This is a genomic window from Mycobacterium sp. IDUB_24, assembly GCF_055419385.1.
Window position 1 is genome coordinate 1,301,573 of the sequence record NZ_JBVAXO010000001.1, and the last position, 13,437, is coordinate 1,315,009.

At 64.8% G+C, this 13,437-nt stretch carries 16 protein-coding genes; 10 read left to right on the plus strand and 6 right to left on the minus strand.

Annotation, left to right across the window (positions count from 1 at the left end):
- Positions 1–145: 145 nt before the first annotated feature.
- On the minus strand, positions 146–697 hold the full coding sequence (locus ACZYZF_RS06310) for a VOC family protein (protein WP_463834905.1): 552 nt from the start codon (positions 695–697) through the stop codon (positions 146–148).
- 314 nt (positions 698–1,011) lie between these two features.
- Here ACZYZF_RS06310 and ACZYZF_RS06315 point away from each other — a divergent pair, with 314 nt between their 5' ends.
- Together ACZYZF_RS06315 and ACZYZF_RS06320 are read left to right on the plus strand one after the other, a co-directional pair.
- Positions 1,012–1,179 carry a hypothetical protein gene (locus ACZYZF_RS06315; protein WP_463834906.1) on the plus strand — a complete coding sequence of 56 codons (168 nt, stop codon included), beginning with the start codon at positions 1,012–1,014 and terminating at the stop codon, positions 1,177–1,179.
- Positions 1,180–1,264: 85 nt separating this feature from the next.
- Entirely contained in the window at positions 1,265–2,359 is a 1,095-nt protein-coding gene (locus ACZYZF_RS06320) for a tartrate dehydrogenase (protein ID WP_463834907.1), read from the plus strand.
- Between the two features lie 22 nt (positions 2,360–2,381).
- Here ACZYZF_RS06320 and ACZYZF_RS06325 read toward each other — a convergent pair whose 3' ends face one another.
- The gene (locus tag ACZYZF_RS06325) at positions 2,382–3,050 is read right to left on the minus strand and encodes an SDR family oxidoreductase (RefSeq protein ID WP_463743033.1); all 669 of its coding nucleotides are present in this window, start codon (positions 3,048–3,050) and stop codon (positions 2,382–2,384) included.
- Positions 3,051–3,203: 153 nt separating this feature from the next.
- Here ACZYZF_RS06325 and ACZYZF_RS06330 point away from each other — a divergent pair, with 153 nt between their 5' ends.
- Positions 3,204–3,470 (plus strand): YdeI/OmpD-associated family protein, encoded by a 267-nt coding sequence (locus ACZYZF_RS06330; protein ID WP_463834908.1) that lies wholly within the window; start codon positions 3,204–3,206, stop codon positions 3,468–3,470.
- Positions 3,471–3,480: 10 nt separating this feature from the next.
- Here the strand turns inward: ACZYZF_RS06330 and ACZYZF_RS06335 are convergent, their stop codons facing one another.
- Positions 3,481–4,692 (minus strand): acyl-CoA dehydrogenase family protein, encoded by a 1,212-nt coding sequence (locus ACZYZF_RS06335; RefSeq protein WP_463743031.1) that lies wholly within the window; start codon positions 4,690–4,692, stop codon positions 3,481–3,483.
- Positions 4,693–4,726: 34 nt separating this feature from the next.
- Positions 4,727–5,323: a TetR/AcrR family transcriptional regulator gene (locus tag ACZYZF_RS06340; RefSeq protein ID WP_463743030.1), complete on the minus strand. Its 597-nt coding sequence runs from the start codon at positions 5,321–5,323 to the stop codon at positions 4,727–4,729.
- Between the two features lie 118 nt (positions 5,324–5,441).
- Here ACZYZF_RS06340 and ACZYZF_RS06345 point away from each other — a divergent pair, with 118 nt between their 5' ends.
- Positions 5,442–5,810, plus strand: a complete 369-nt coding sequence (locus ACZYZF_RS06345) for a DUF2834 domain-containing protein (protein ID WP_463743029.1) — start codon at positions 5,442–5,444, stop codon at positions 5,808–5,810.
- A gap of 98 nt (positions 5,811–5,908) precedes the next feature.
- Positions 5,909–6,934 (plus strand): coiled-coil domain-containing protein, encoded by a 1,026-nt coding sequence (locus ACZYZF_RS06350; RefSeq protein ID WP_463744115.1) that lies wholly within the window; start codon positions 5,909–5,911, stop codon positions 6,932–6,934.
- Here ACZYZF_RS06350 and ACZYZF_RS06355 read toward each other — a convergent pair.
- Entirely contained in the window at positions 6,931–7,449 is a 519-nt protein-coding gene (locus tag ACZYZF_RS06355; RefSeq protein WP_463835154.1) for a TetR/AcrR family transcriptional regulator, read from the minus strand. The two genes, ACZYZF_RS06350 and ACZYZF_RS06355, sit on opposite strands and share 4 nt — an antisense overlap.
- A gap of 165 nt (positions 7,450–7,614) precedes the next feature.
- Between ACZYZF_RS06355 and ACZYZF_RS06360 the strand changes: the two genes are divergently transcribed.
- From ACZYZF_RS06360 to ACZYZF_RS06375, 4 genes are read left to right on the plus strand one after another with little or no spacing between them, the layout of a single operon-like run.
- Complete coding sequence (locus ACZYZF_RS06360; RefSeq protein WP_463834909.1) at positions 7,615–8,322, plus strand: hypothetical protein; 708 nt, start codon at positions 7,615–7,617, stop codon at positions 8,320–8,322.
- Entirely contained in the window at positions 8,319–9,116 is a 798-nt protein-coding gene (locus tag ACZYZF_RS06365) for a hypothetical protein (RefSeq protein WP_463834910.1), read from the plus strand. Before ACZYZF_RS06360 ends, ACZYZF_RS06365 begins: the two co-directional genes overlap by 4 nt.
- Positions 9,113–9,688 (plus strand): cytochrome c oxidase subunit 3, encoded by a 576-nt coding sequence (locus tag ACZYZF_RS06370; RefSeq protein ID WP_463834911.1) that lies wholly within the window; start codon positions 9,113–9,115, stop codon positions 9,686–9,688. Before ACZYZF_RS06365 ends, ACZYZF_RS06370 begins: the two co-directional genes overlap by 4 nt.
- 3 nt (positions 9,689–9,691) lie before the next feature.
- Complete coding sequence (locus ACZYZF_RS06375; RefSeq protein ID WP_463834912.1) at positions 9,692–9,988, plus strand: cytochrome C oxidase subunit IV family protein; 297 nt, start codon at positions 9,692–9,694, stop codon at positions 9,986–9,988.
- Here the strand turns inward: ACZYZF_RS06375 and ACZYZF_RS06380 are convergent.
- Positions 9,985–11,502 carry a serine hydrolase domain-containing protein gene (locus ACZYZF_RS06380; RefSeq protein WP_463835155.1) on the minus strand — a complete coding sequence of 506 codons (1,518 nt, stop codon included), beginning with the start codon at positions 11,500–11,502 and terminating at the stop codon, positions 9,985–9,987. The two genes, ACZYZF_RS06375 and ACZYZF_RS06380, sit on opposite strands and share 4 nt — an antisense overlap.
- Positions 11,503–11,768: 266 nt before the next feature.
- Here ACZYZF_RS06380 and abc-f point away from each other — a divergent pair, with 266 nt between their 5' ends.
- The gene (gene abc-f / locus ACZYZF_RS06385) at positions 11,769–13,427 is read left to right on the plus strand and encodes a ribosomal protection-like ABC-F family protein (protein WP_463834913.1); all 1,659 of its coding nucleotides are present in this window, start codon (positions 11,769–11,771) and stop codon (positions 13,425–13,427) included.
- Positions 13,428–13,437: the final 10 nt, after the last annotated feature.

Genomic DNA, 13,437 nt, shown 5'->3' on the forward strand with positions numbered 1-13,437 from the left:
GTGATGCCCAACCCGAATGGTGATGGCTCAGATGTGCCGTGTGAGGGCACCATCTGCACCAACCCCAATCATGGGGGCGGCGACGACGGGTAGGTCGCGCGTGCCGACCCGGGAACTGGGTGTCACGCTGGCCTAGCTTCCGGGCTCACTTACCCGGCAGACTCCGCCGCGCCTGCAGGGTGATGCCGGGCACCGTATTAGCCAGATCGGGGCGCTGCTTACCGAAGGCCCGGATTGTCCGATAGAACGACCATAGTTGGCGCGGCGTCGGCACTTTCGGCACCCAGGCGAGTTCCCAGTGGATCCCGTTGATCGGGTCGTCGAAGAACACCGCGTAGTAGCCGGGCCAGTACTGCGGGTAGTCCTTGGGTTCGTCGGTGACCGGGATGCCCCGGGCGATCAGGAACTCGCGATGAAAGCGGTCGACTTCCTTCCGGTTTCGGGCCCACAGCGCGACGTGATTGATCCCGACGGCCTGGTCGGCGTGGGTGAGCTTGTCTCCGGTCCGCGCTGGCTGGATGCCAATGTAGCTGTGCGGGTTGAGGTATCGCGTCATGTAGTAAATCGACTGGTATTCCATGTTCAGCGACGAGAAGCTGCTGAATCCCAGCCAGCCCAGCATCGCGTCATAGAACTTGAGAGATTCGTCGTAATCCAAGACCGCGAACTCGACATGACTTACTCCGCGCCACCGCATCGTGCCCCCTAAGCTCGACTACTACGCAATGTAGTACCGATGAACCGCGCTGTGAAGCCCATGTGCACGTCGCTTTCTGCAACTGGGTCGTGGCCAGTGCCGCAGAGCAACCCTGCAGTAGAAAACGGCGCGCAGACACGTCGTGATCCGCTGTTTCTGCCAACCCCCGCGCAATTTCTGCCAGCGGAATTAACCGCGTTGACCAGCGTGTTGTGAGAGTCAGACCGGGTAGGAATCCCCCGAACCGGTGGAGAGACGTCCGAACCGCGACTCCCACGCCACGGCTCGAACGCCCAGAACGAAGGGCTTTCGACATGAAGAAATTTGGTTTTGCGAGCATGATCGCCACCGGTTTCGCCGCCGCCATCGTCGGCCTGGCCGCCCCGGCGCAAGCTGACGTCACCCATCACCAGTGGGTGCACGACATCCAGCACCACGCCAGCACCGGTGTCGTCACATCGACATTCGGCAACGGTCGCTGACACCCGACACCAGCGAGGGGGCGCCCACACCGGGCGCCCCCTCGCTTGCCGCCGGCGCCGGATCGCCAAAACGTAAGGTGGCGGAATGACCACCACCCACCGGCTGGCAGTGATCCCGGGCGACGGTATCGGCAAGGAAGTGGTCCCCGAGGGCCTCAAGGTGCTGGAGTCGGCAGCGGCCGCCTTCGGTTTCGCCGTCGACTATGAACAGTTCGATTACGCGTGCGCGGAGTACTACACCGACACCGGCGCGATGCTGCCCGAAGGGTGGTTCGACGAGCTGAGCCGCTTCGATGCGCTTTTCTTCGGCGCCGTCGGCTGGCCGGACGTTGTGCCCGACCATATTTCGCTGTGGGGCAGCCTCCTGCAGTTCCGTCGACACTTCGACCAGTACGTCAACCTACGTCCGGTCAAGCTGATGCCCGGAGTGAAAAGCCCGCTGGCGGGACGGGAACCCGGCGACGTCGACTTCGTCGTCGTACGGGAGAACACCGAGGGTGAGTACTCGAGCGTCGGCGGCAAGATGTTCGAGGGCACGGACCGTGAGACGGTGATGCAGGAGACGGTGATGACCCGCGTCGGTGTCGACCGGATCCTGAAGTACGCGTTCGAGCTTGCCCAACGGCGACCCGAGAAACACCTGACCTCGGCGACGAAGAGCAACGGTATCTCGATCACGATGCCGTACTGGGACGAGCGCGTCGAGCAGATGAGTGAGCGGTACCCCGATATCGAGGTGGACAAATACCACATCGACATCCTCGCGGCGAATTTCGTTCTGCATCCCGACTGGTTCGATGTTGTGGTCGCGAGCAACCTCTTCGGCGACATCCTGTCTGATCTGGGGCCGGCGTGCACCGGCACCATCGGCATCGCGCCCAGTGGAAACATCAATCCGGAGCGGCGTTTTCCGAGCCTGTTCGAGCCGGTTCACGGTTCCGCCCCCGACATCGCCGGGCGCGGCATCGCCAATCCCATCGGTCAAATCTGGAGCGCATCGTTGATGCTCGACCACCTGGGTGAACGTGATGCCGCGGCAGCGATCATGAAAGCCGTCGAGGACGTGCTGGCGCGCGGAGGTGACATCCTGACCCCTGACATGGGCGGAGCCTCGACGACGAGCGCGTTGGGCACTGCGGTCCGGAACCAACTGCAGGCGAATACCTCTGGTTCGCAGTAGGTCTCGGGCGAAAGGCTATTTGTCAGGCCGACATCTGGCACAGAAAGTCTGGACCGCCGGCGTAGACGATCCCGGACGGGTACGGCGCGGATGCCGCCCGAGCGATGGTGGTCGCCAGCTCGCGGTCAGACATCACCTCACCGGACACCACGGTGAAATCGATTCCCCGCCGGTCGAATTCGGAACGCATGGCATAGAGCGCGGTCTCGCCGGCGCGCTTGCTTGCGGCGATCGCTGCGTAGCCCTTCGGCACGGCCTTGTTGGGGAAGAAGTGGGCCTGATGGCTGGTGACGAACACGATCTGACCGCCCACCGGCATCAGTGGCAGGGCCAGCTTGACCAACCGGCGCTGGGCATCGCGGTTCAGCCGCATCGCGTAACCCGGATCGGCACCCAGATTCAGCCCGGTCGATGCATTGAGCACCAGCACGTCCAGCCGACCGAACTCGCGACCCACCCGTTCGATCATCGCGGCGGCGGCGGCCTCGTCGGAGATGTCGGCCCCGAGCGTAGAGGCACGACCGCCCGCGCGGTGGATGGCGTCGACAACCGAGTCGGCTCGTTTCGCCTTCTCGCGGTAGTTGACGACGACGTGGGTGTCCGGACCGGCGAGCTGTTGTGCGACATCGGCGCCGATACCCCGCGAGGCGCCGGTGACAAGTGCGATCCGGGTGGCTGCTGCAGGTTGCATGTCGGGTTCCTTCCGTCACTGCCGGGGCGGGATGACCGCCCTGCACGCCCACCGTACCTCAACTCTAAGAAAAATAAGACCCCTTTAAGGTAACGATAAGGGGTACGCCGTGTCGCGAGTGTGTTGCTGAGCTCAGGCGCTTAACCTGGCCTTATGACTGGCCAACGCGTGTCCGGCGGGGTCGTGCACAAATTGCCGGCCGACCTGCGCGAAGCCCTGATCGGCAACGCCACGGCGCTGGCTGCCTGGCAGGACATCACGCCGCTCGCGCGCAACGAGTTCATCTGCTGGGTCGAGGACGCCAAGCAGCAGGCGACGCGCGAGCGGCGGATCCGCCGGACGCAGGAGGAGTTGGAGGAAGGGCAGCGGCGACCGTGCTGCTGGCCCGGGTGCAAGCACCGCGAGCGCACCGGCAAATAGCCGCTGCTGACTAGCGGATCGCCAGTCCGGTAATGGCGCGAGAGATCACCAGGCGCTGGATTTCGCTGGTGCCCTCGAAGATCGTGAAGATCTTGGCGTCACGGTGCATCCGCTCGACCGGGTAATCGCGGGTGTAGCCGTTGCCGCCGAGGATCTGGATGGCCTCATCGGTCACATAGACCGCGGTCTCACTGGCGACCAGCTTGGCCATCGAGCCCTCGGCGTTGTCGAAGGCCTGGTTGTTGCGGGCCATCCAGCCGGCTCGCCAGACCAGCAATCGGGCGGCGTCGATACGGCTCTTCATGTCGGCGAGCTTGAACGCGACGGCCTGGAACTCGCCGATCTTGCGGCCGAATTGCTCGCGCTGGCAGGCGTAGTCCAGAGCGTATTCGTAGGCGGCGCGGGCCACACCGACCGCCATCGCGCCCACGGTGGGCCGGGTGCGCTCGAAGGTCTTCATCGCCGCCTGGCCGCCGGCCGAGGCGCCGGACTTCACGCGGGCGATGCGCTCCTCGAACTTCTCCCGACCGCCCAGGATCAGATCCTCGGACAGGCGGACGTTGTCGAGCACCACCTCGGCGGTGTGGGAGGCGCGGATGCCGTGCTTCTTGAACTTCTGGCCCTGCGTGAAGCCGTGGGTGTCCGGCGGGATGATGAACGTGGCCTGTCCGCGGGATCCGAGTTCGGGATAGATCGAGGCCACCACGATGTGGACGTTCGCGATGCCGCCGTTGGTGGCCCACGTCTTGGTGCCGTTGAGCACCCACTCGCGGGTTGCCTCGTCGAAGCGGGCGCGGGTGCGGATGGCGCCGACGTCGGATCCCGCGTCGGGCTCGGACGAGCAGAACGCACCCAGATGCGGCTCGCCGGGTGTGCCGAACATGGCCGGCAGCCACTGGCCGATCTGTTCGGGGGTTCCGTTGCCCGCCAGGGCCGCTGCGGCCAGGCCTGTGCCCAGGATCGACAGGGCGATGCCCGCGTCACCCCAGAACAGTTCCTCGAACACGGTCAGCATGCCGAGCCCGGTGGGTTCGGCGGCCTGCTGGGCGAACAGTTCGGGGGAATACAGGCCGACCTTGGCGGCCTCCTGGATGACGGGCCACGGGGTCTCCTCGCGCTCATCCCATTCCGCGGCGGCCGGACGCACCACCTCGGCGGCGAACTGGTGCACCCAGTCACGGACCTCGATCACATCGTCGCTCAGCTGCATGGAGAACGTCACGGTTGGCTCCTGAAATATGTTGGTGGTCAGTGGTTTACGAGCGGTGTTGTTCGATCACGCTGACGGTCTGGGTGACCCAGGCCTCGAAGAAGCGATCGTTGTCGACGTTGCCCGGCGTGCGTTTGGTCAGCGCCTGCAGCGTCGCGGCATAGGACAGTGCGGAGATCGCGACGGCTGCCGTGGCCTCGGGATCGGGGATCTGGGTGCGGCCCGAGCGATTCGATGCGGCCAGTTCATCGGCGAACCGTTGATAGGCGTTGTCGGTGATGACCTGCCACGTTTTCTCGTCGAGGTCACCGAGTTCGTCGGGTTCGCGCAGCATGACCCGTAGCAGTTCCTCGCTCTGGGTCAGGTTGGCCCAGATCAATTGCCCGGCGCTGCGAACCGCCTCTTCGGTGGTCTTGGGATGGCCGGCGTCGTACTGCTCCCGGGCACTCACGATGGCCTCGATGCGGTGTGAGACCGCGGACTCGAGCAGTTCGCGTTTGGAGCCGAAGTGCTTGTAGAGCGCTCCCGAGCCCGGCGCCAGGCCGGCCGCCTGCTGGATATGAGCCACGGACGTGGCGGCGTACCCCCTGGCGGCGAACAGCTTGAGCGCTGTGGCCAAGAGTCGGTCGCGTCCGGATGACATGGTGAGAGAGTACTCACTCACCATGTAATGGGACAACTGGTGGGACAAATCGCCTCCGTGGAGGTCGCTGGATAGATACGTTCACCTGGACTGATCGGTCTGAAGGGGAGGCGTGACGATGGCGATGCTGACACGAAACGACAAGATTTTGTGCGGCACCTATGCAGTGATCGCAGTGGTAGCGCTGGTGGCGACCTGGTGGAACAACATCGGCTACTTCACTACGGAAAGCACGAGCCTGATCGACTTCTTCCAGAGCGGCTACGCCAACTACGGGTCGTCCTCACTCACCAACGACCTGCTGTTGTTCGGGCTGGCGGCCTTCGTGTTCATGGTCGTCGAGGCGCGCCGGATCGGCATCCCGAAGGTGTGGATCTACATCGTGCTCAGTGCGGTCATCGCTGTGAGCGTGGCATTCCCGCTGTTCCTGATCCGGCGGCAACTGGTGCTGGCTGAGGGCCGGGTGGCAGTCGACAATCCAGGATAAAGACGGGTGGACATCGTCCAAGGCAGTTCGTAGCCTGTCCAGGAGATATACCGCCGGGCCAGGATCGGTCCTTGCAGCGAAGGATCGTGACTATCCGAATGATCGGGGTGCGCCGTTTACTTCGGCGAACGGTGTGCGGTGCGGCGGCCGCGGTCCTGATTCTGACGCCGATGGCCGACGTGAATGCGGAGCCTGCGGCTGACGGGCTGGCCAAGCTGAACGAGTTGTCCCGTCAGGCGGTTCAGAGTCGTGAGGCCGTCACGGCTGCCCAACGCGACGTCGATGCCAGACTGGCCGAGGAGACAGCGGCGACGGACCGCCATCGCGCCGACATGGAGGCCCTCGAGATCGCGAACACCCAGCTTCAGCCCTTTCAGGCTGCGGTCGACGGGGTGGCGGCGATGACGTATATGAGTGGACGCACCGGTGGAGTGGCGGCGGTGCTGACCGCAGGCTCCCCGCGGCAGCTGATCGATCAGCTGTCGGTGCAGCGGGCGGTGGTCGATGGGGCGGCCGACAAGATGGAGGCCTATCGATCGGCGCGTGAGCGCGCGGCCGCCGCCGCCGGTGCGTCAGAGAAATCGGCCGCCGACGCCCACACCGCGGCCGAGCGGGCGAACGCGGTGCGCGCAGACCTCCAGGGCAAGTGGCGTGAACTGCTGCGTCAGATCGCCGAAGCCGAGGCGCAATACGGGGCGTTGACACCGCAACAGCAGGCGGTCGTCGACAACGCGGCGGCGGTGATGCCGGGCGGCGAGGCGGATATCCCGGAGTCGCTGCCCGTCGGCGTCGCGTCCGAGGCCGGGTTGCAGCCCAACACCATCGTGGCCGCCAGGGCCGTCAGCGCCCGGTTTCCCCAGATTGCCGACATCGACGGGGTGCGGCCGGACTCGAAGCCGTGGCATCCGAGCGGGCTGGCGATCGACATCATGATTCCCAATCCGGAAAGCCCCGAGGGCATCGCGCTCGGCAATGAGATTCTTGCGTTCGCGATGAGCAATGTGGCCCGGTTCGGGTTACAGGATGTGATCTGGCGTGGCACCTACTACACGCCATCCGGCCCGCAGGCCTCGGGTTACGGGCACTTCGACCACGTGCACATCACCACGACGCCTCGTCGCTAGTCGGCAAGCCCGAGCATCCGGCGCGTCATCTGGTTCAACTGCACCCGAAGGGTCTCGCCGTCGATGTCGGCGAGAAGCGGATGCATGACGGCGACGCTGATGGCACTTGAGAGCATCGCGGCGTGGAGTCGAGCCTCCACGCCGGCTTCAGTGCCGAGGAGGGCCGCGAAGAGGCGTTCGATGAATCGCTGAAACGGCTCATACTCGGCCTGCAGGCGAATGATGACGGGATCGAACATCGGAATGCTGAAGGCGCCGCGGCGGTCGATGGCTTGCTCGATCATCCGGTCCAGCAGCGCCTCACGGGCTTTTCGGGGGGAGCCTTGGGCCTCAGCTTCCTCCAGTGCTTCCTCGAGGAAGCTCATCTCCCGTTCGGTGATCGCGATGACGATCTCTTCCTTGGTCTTGAACTGCCGGTACACGGCGGCCTTCGTGACACCCATCTCGTCGGCGATCATCTGCAGCGACGTGCCGCTCACCCCGTGATTGGCGATCAGTTTCAGGGCTGCATCCATCACCCGTGTCTGAGCAGCGGTGCGCGTGATCGCGCCGAAAGTGCGGGCCTCCTGAGTGGACGTCACAGCATCAACGGTAACCGACGATTGACCGCCTAGTTGCCGATCGGCTACCGTCCAAGTTGCCGATCGGCAACCAACGCGACGCATGAAGAGAGTCCGACCATGAGACGACCTGACGGTGAGTTGATCCTCTTAGGGACGTTGCCCGTGGTGGCGATCATCTGGATCTCCGCGTTCTTCTTGTTCCCCGGGTTCGCACATCCGATGTCCCCCAACATGTCTGCCGACCAGGTCGCGAGTTTCTATCAGGACAACACCGCACGGATCCGCTACAGCATGATCCTGTTCAACTGGTTCGGCGTCGGCCTCATCCCGATCGTGATGCTGCTGGCGATGCAGGTACGCCGGATGGCCCACCGCACGCCGATCCTGTCCTACAGCTTGATTGCCGCCGCCGGAGGTCCGCCGGCACTGTTCCTCATCGCCAACATGTTCTGGCTGCTCGGCTCGTTCCGCCCGGACCGCGCTCCTGAGCTGACCCAGGTGCTCAATGACCTCGCCTGGCTCACCTTCACGCTGCTGGTGCCATACCTGATCGCACAATGCCTGCTGCTGGCGCTGGCGATCTACTGGGACCATCAGGAACGACCGGTGTTCAAGCCGTGGGTGGGGTACTTCAACCTCATCGTCGCGGCAGCGCTGGCCCCGGCTACGTTCACCGCACTGTCGTTCGACGGGCCCCTCGCCTGGGACGGGGCGTTGTCCTTCTGGCTCAAGAACATCGCCATCGCGGTCTGGATTCTGGTGATGGGAGTCGTTCTCGCCCAGACGATCAAGCAGCAACGGGTGATGGACAAGGTGCCCGCGTGAGCGACTCACGGTTGAGCAGGCTCACGTGGAACCTCCGCCACCATCCCAAACGTGAACTGTGGTTCGCGTGGTACGTGATGGTGTTCTTCTACCAGCTCTACGGTGTGCTGTTCTTCTTCGTCACCCGCGTACAGCCCCCACCGAGCCCGGCCTGGGACACCCCGATGGTCGTGCATTGGATGACCGACCACCGGTTCGGCGTTCTCGCCGGCTTCGGCGTCGTCTTCCTCATCACGGGGTTGTGTGCGCCGATGAACGCCCTTCTCGCGTACTCGATGCGACGGATGTCGGTCAGTCCGGTCTTCGCGTACTCGTATCTGATCATGTACTCGCTGAGCGCAATTCCGGGCATGCTCGTCATGGCCATCGCGATGACCGCTGCCGCGCTACGGCCCGACCGCGATCCCGAGATCGTCCACTGGCTCTACGAATTCGCCTTCCTGTCGTTCAGCGGCACCATGGGTGTGTTCCTGATCGGCTCCCTGGTGTGGATGGCCGCGATCCTGCTCGACAAGAACCGCGTGTTCCCGAAGTGGTTCGGCTATCTCAACCTGTGCAACGCGCTGACCGAGGTGGTCGTCGCTCCCGCGTGGATCTTCCAGCGGGGCGCCTTCGCCTGGAACGGCGCAATCGCCTGGTGGGTCAACATGGTCGTGTTCGTCACGTACACAGGAGTTTTCATCGTGCTGCTACGCAAGATGATCGAACGCGAAGACTTCGGCACCGGCCCGCTACCGGACCTTCCGGACAAGGATGCCGCAGACCAGCACGCGCCGGCGGAGGCGGTTCGATGACCCAGCAAGTCGACCGTGACCGCACCCGGGCGGTTCCCGGGCAGCCCGACATGTGGATGTTCGTGCTGTTCGAATCGCTGCTGTTCACCGCGTACTTCTCGGTGTACCTGGTGTCACGTACCCAGAATCCGCAACTCTTCCTGCAGTCGCAGTCCCACCTCGACCTACGCATAGGGGTGGTCAATACCATTGCCCTGCTGCTGAGTTCGTGGGCTATCGCGCGGTGCGTCCAGGCCTCACGTGAGGGCAACTACGGATCCGCGTTGACGAACGCGTTCCTGTCGGTCTCGTTCGGTGTCGTCTTCCTGGCCGGAAAGATCATCGAATGGGTCACCCAGATAGGCATGGGGAACACGTTCACCAGCGATGAGTTCTTTCAGCACTACTTCTTCCTGACTTCGATCCACTGCATACACGTACTTATCGGCTTCGTGGTGCTGGGTGTGGTCGTCTACCAGTTGTGGAGTCCGGAGCGGCGATCCCAGCAGCTTGTCGAAACGGGTGCCACGTACTGGCACACAGTCGATTTCCTGTGGGTCCTGATTTTCGCGTTGATCTACGTCGTGAGGTGAGTGGTGCGCACCAAATTCAACAGCAGACTGCCGATCGTCTGGGTGATCCTGACGGCGATGACGCTCGCCTACGTCTGGCTGGACGAAGCCGTCGACCAGAACGGCACCCTCAAGGCCAGCACCGTCGTCACCGTCAGCGCAATCGTCATCGCACTCATCAAGGTGCGCATCATCTTCCGAGAGTTCATGGAAGTCCGTCACGCGCCCGTACTGCTGTGCCGCCTCACCGACGGATGGGTCGTGCTCATCGGAGTCTGTCTGCTGGGCAGTTACCTTGTCGGCTCAGCGGTGGCCGGCTAGTTCCCGTACAGATGTAGCGCCCGGCCGCTGAGTGTGGCCACTTCACCGCTCAGCCCGGCTATGGGCGGGGCGCCGCGCTGATGGATCACGTTCCCGAGAACGACGACGTAGGTGTCCGATCCCGGATCCATCCAGAGCGTCACTCCCGTGAAGCCGGTATGGCCGAAGCTGCCGATGGGGAAGACCATGCCCCGCGGCCGGGACTGGTCCGTGTCGATATCCCAGCCGAAGCCACGGAGGTCTTGTCCGGCTATTGCCGGATAATTAGGTGCGAGCAGGGGATGTGTTGTGTTGGGGGTGTTTTCGATCGCCTCTCGGGTGGCGTTGTTCGCCGCCTCGACTTGTACCTCGCTGTGTCCGGGCTGCTGCGGGGTGGTCATCAACGTCAGGGTCGATTGCTTCAGCGGGAATGCACTCGGGCGGCCGGCGCGACGGTCGAGGAGGGCCTGAGCGAACCGGCCGACGTCGTTCACCGTCGAGAACACGCCGGCACTTCCGGCGACACCACCCATCCGGCGGGCCGTCGGATCGTGCACGGTGCCGCGCAGCGGGTGGCCGAAGTCCGGATTGAGGCCCGTAGTGTCTTCGTCGAGTGCCGTGGGTGCGACGCGCGCCAGGAGATCGGTGCTCCACGTACCCGCCGGGCAGTCGTTCACTTCATCCGCGCGCGGATCGACGGCGATCGCGGTTCCCCGGACCTGGTGTGGGCCACATGCTTTGGCCACCGGGAGATAGCGGGTGTCTGCCATCCCGAGCGGCGCGAACACGTTCTTCTGAATGTAGACGTCCTCGGGTTCACCGGTGACTTTCTCGAGCAGCGCCCCGAGGATGATGAACCCGATGTCGGAGTAGTGAAAGCGTTCTCCGGGCTCGGACACGACCCACGCGCCGAGCGCCCGGTGGATGCCTTCGGCCTTGTCGGGTTTGTCCAGCCCCCACGGCCCGTCCAGACTCAGATCTCCCGCGAGGCCCGACGTGTGGGTGAGCAACATCCGCACCGTCACCTGCGCGCGGCGTGGATCATTGGTCGGGTTGAAGTCGGGTAGGTACGTCTGCACGGGTTCATCGAGTTGAACCTGGCCCTGTTCGTATAGCTGCAGGATGGCAACGGCGGTCGTGAGGCACTTCGACAACGAGGCCAGGTCGAAGATCGTGTCCTCGGTCATCGGCTCGGCGGGGGCGGACGCTCCGTCCGGTCCCGCTTCGCCGGCCAGTTTGCGCGACCCGAACGCCTGGCGGAAGACGATCTTGCCGGCGTGCCCGACCTGGACCACCGCACCCGGTAGTCGAGGTACCGCAATCGCGTCGTTGACGAGCTGGGCGACCGGGGTGAAGTCACCCATGGGCACGACGGCGGCCGTGCTGGGAATCGGGACCGTGGGGACCGGCGCGGTCGTTGTCGACGTGGAACTGGCCGCCGGTGGACGCGCCGGCCGCCCGCACGATGTGGCCGCGACGAGGGTGATCATGACGGTTCCGATGGCGCAGAACCGGGCGAGGCGGGTCCGTGACATTGTCACCAGATCGACGGTAGCCGGGCGGTGGACCCCGTGCGGAGTTTGGCCTTTGAAACACGCCGCGTCTGGTCCGCTTCGGATCCCGGTCTTCGCTTCCTGGCATCCCCGCGGCTCACTGTGACGAACGTGCTGGTTCTTGTAGCGGCCCGCCACCGTCCTGCTGCAAAGGTTGCACGTTCGCCACAGGGCCCAGCTTGCAACCTCAGCGGCGGAACCGATGCGCCGGGCGCGGGGCAACTCGGCGTAATGCGACGATAGAAACCATGACCGCAACGCTTGTCGCGAAGAATGTGGCCGGCGGATTCGCCCATCGCACCCTCTTCGAGGGGGTCGACCTGACGGTCGCGCCGGGTGATGTCATCGGGGTTGTCGGGGTCAACGGCGCAGGCAAGAGCACACTGCTGCGGATCCTGGCCGGGGATCTCGAGCCGCTCGACGGAACGGTCAGCGTGGCGCCGGCAGACGCATTCGTCGGATGGCTGCCGCAGGAGCACGAGCGCCTACCAGGGGAGACCGTCGCGGCCTACATTGCCCGCCGCACGGGATGCACCGATGCCACGCAGGCCATGGACGCCGCGGCCGCGGCACTGGCAGACCCGAGCTCAGGGGAAGAGGATCCGGCCGCTGCCTACTCGGCCGCGCTGGATCACTGGCTCGCCACCGGTGCGGCCGATCTCGACGAACGGCTGCCGGCAGTGCTGGCCGGCCTCGGGCTCGACACCGATGCGGTGCGACCCGACTCGACGCCGATGACCGCGTTGTCAGGCGGGCAGGCGGCACGGGTCGGGTTGGCGGCACTGCTGCTGTCGCGGTTCGATGTCGTGCTGCTCGACGAACCGACCAACGATCTGGACCTTGACGGACTCGCCCGGCTGGAGCAGTTCGTCACGGAGCTTCGTGGGGGTGTGGTGCTGGTGAGTCACGATCGGGAGTTCCTCGCCCGCAGCGTGACTCGCATCCTCGAGCTGGATCTGGCACAGAACACCACCACCGTTTTCGGCGGTGGGTACGAAAGCTATCTAGAGGAGCGTGAGGTCGGCCGCCGGCACCGGCGCGAACAGTACGAGGAATTCGCCGAGAAGAAGGCCGACCTGGTGTCCCGCGCGCGCACGCAGCGCGAGTGGTCGAGCCAGGGCACCCGCAACGCGATGCGCAAGTCACCGGACAACGACAAGATCCGCCGGCGCGCCGCCACCGAATCCAGCGAGAAGCAGGCGCAGAAGGTGCGTCAGATGGAGAGCCGGATCGCCCGCCTCGAGGAAGTCGAGGAACCCCGCAAGGAATGGTCTCTGCAGTTCACCGTCGGCGCCGCGCCACGGTCGAGCTCGGTCGTCGCCACCCTCGACAATGCCGTTGTGCAGCAGGGTGATTTCGTGTTGGGCCCAGTGTCGTTGCAGGTTGATGCCGGCGAGCGGATCGGAATCACCGGCGCCAACGGGGCCGGAAAGTCGACATTGCTGCGGCTTCTGCTGGGGCGTCGTCAGCCCGATGCGGGGCGCGCCGGTCTCGGCGCCAGCGTCGCCATCGGCGAGATTGACCAGGCCCGTAACGATTTCACCGGTACCGCGCGACTCGTCGACCGGTTCGAGCAGCGGCTGCCGGCCTGGTCGACCGCCGATGTGCGCACCCTGCTGGCGAAGTTCGGGCTGCGGGCCGATCACGTCGAACGCCCGGTTGACGAATTATCGCCCGGGGAGAGAACCCGTGCCGGCCTGGCGTTGCTACAAGCATGCGGCACCAACGTGCTGGTGCTCGATGAGCCGACGAATCACCTGGACCTGCCTGCCATCGAGCAACTCGAGCAGGCGCTTGAGGCTTATGACGGTGCGTTGTTACTGGTGACGCATGACCGCCGCATGCTGCAGAACGTTCGCTTGGACCGCAGGTGGCTGGTCGACAACGGGCGCGTTGCTGAGTTGTAGCGCCGGCATC

Coding starts and splice junctions, on each gene's coding strand:
- ACZYZF_RS06310 (WP_463834905.1), bottom strand. CDS start 697: ATGCGGTGGCGCGGAGTAAGTCATGTCGAGTTCGCGGTCTTGGATTAC.
- ACZYZF_RS06315 (WP_463834906.1), top strand. CDS start 1,012: ATGAAGAAATTTGGTTTTGCGAGCATGATCGCCACCGGTTTCGCCGCC.
- ACZYZF_RS06320 (WP_463834907.1), top strand. CDS start 1,265: ATGACCACCACCCACCGGCTGGCAGTGATCCCGGGCGACGGTATCGGC.
- ACZYZF_RS06325 (WP_463743033.1), bottom strand. CDS start 3,050: ATGCAACCTGCAGCAGCCACCCGGATCGCACTTGTCACCGGCGCCTCG.
- ACZYZF_RS06330 (WP_463834908.1), top strand. CDS start 3,204: ATGACTGGCCAACGCGTGTCCGGCGGGGTCGTGCACAAATTGCCGGCC.
- ACZYZF_RS06340 (WP_463743030.1), bottom strand. CDS start 5,323: ATGTCATCCGGACGCGACCGACTCTTGGCCACAGCGCTCAAGCTGTTC.
- ACZYZF_RS06345 (WP_463743029.1), top strand. CDS start 5,442: ATGGCGATGCTGACACGAAACGACAAGATTTTGTGCGGCACCTATGCA.
- ACZYZF_RS06350 (WP_463744115.1), top strand. CDS start 5,909: ATGATCGGGGTGCGCCGTTTACTTCGGCGAACGGTGTGCGGTGCGGCG.
- ACZYZF_RS06355 (WP_463835154.1), bottom strand. CDS start 7,449: ATGGATGCAGCCCTGAAACTGATCGCCAATCACGGGGTGAGCGGCACG.
- ACZYZF_RS06360 (WP_463834909.1), top strand. CDS start 7,615: ATGAGACGACCTGACGGTGAGTTGATCCTCTTAGGGACGTTGCCCGTG.
- ACZYZF_RS06370 (WP_463834911.1), top strand. CDS start 9,113: ATGACCCAGCAAGTCGACCGTGACCGCACCCGGGCGGTTCCCGGGCAG.
- ACZYZF_RS06380 (WP_463835155.1), bottom strand. CDS start 11,502: ATGTCACGGACCCGCCTCGCCCGGTTCTGCGCCATCGGAACCGTCATG.
- abc-f (WP_463834913.1), top strand. CDS start 11,769: ATGACCGCAACGCTTGTCGCGAAGAATGTGGCCGGCGGATTCGCCCAT.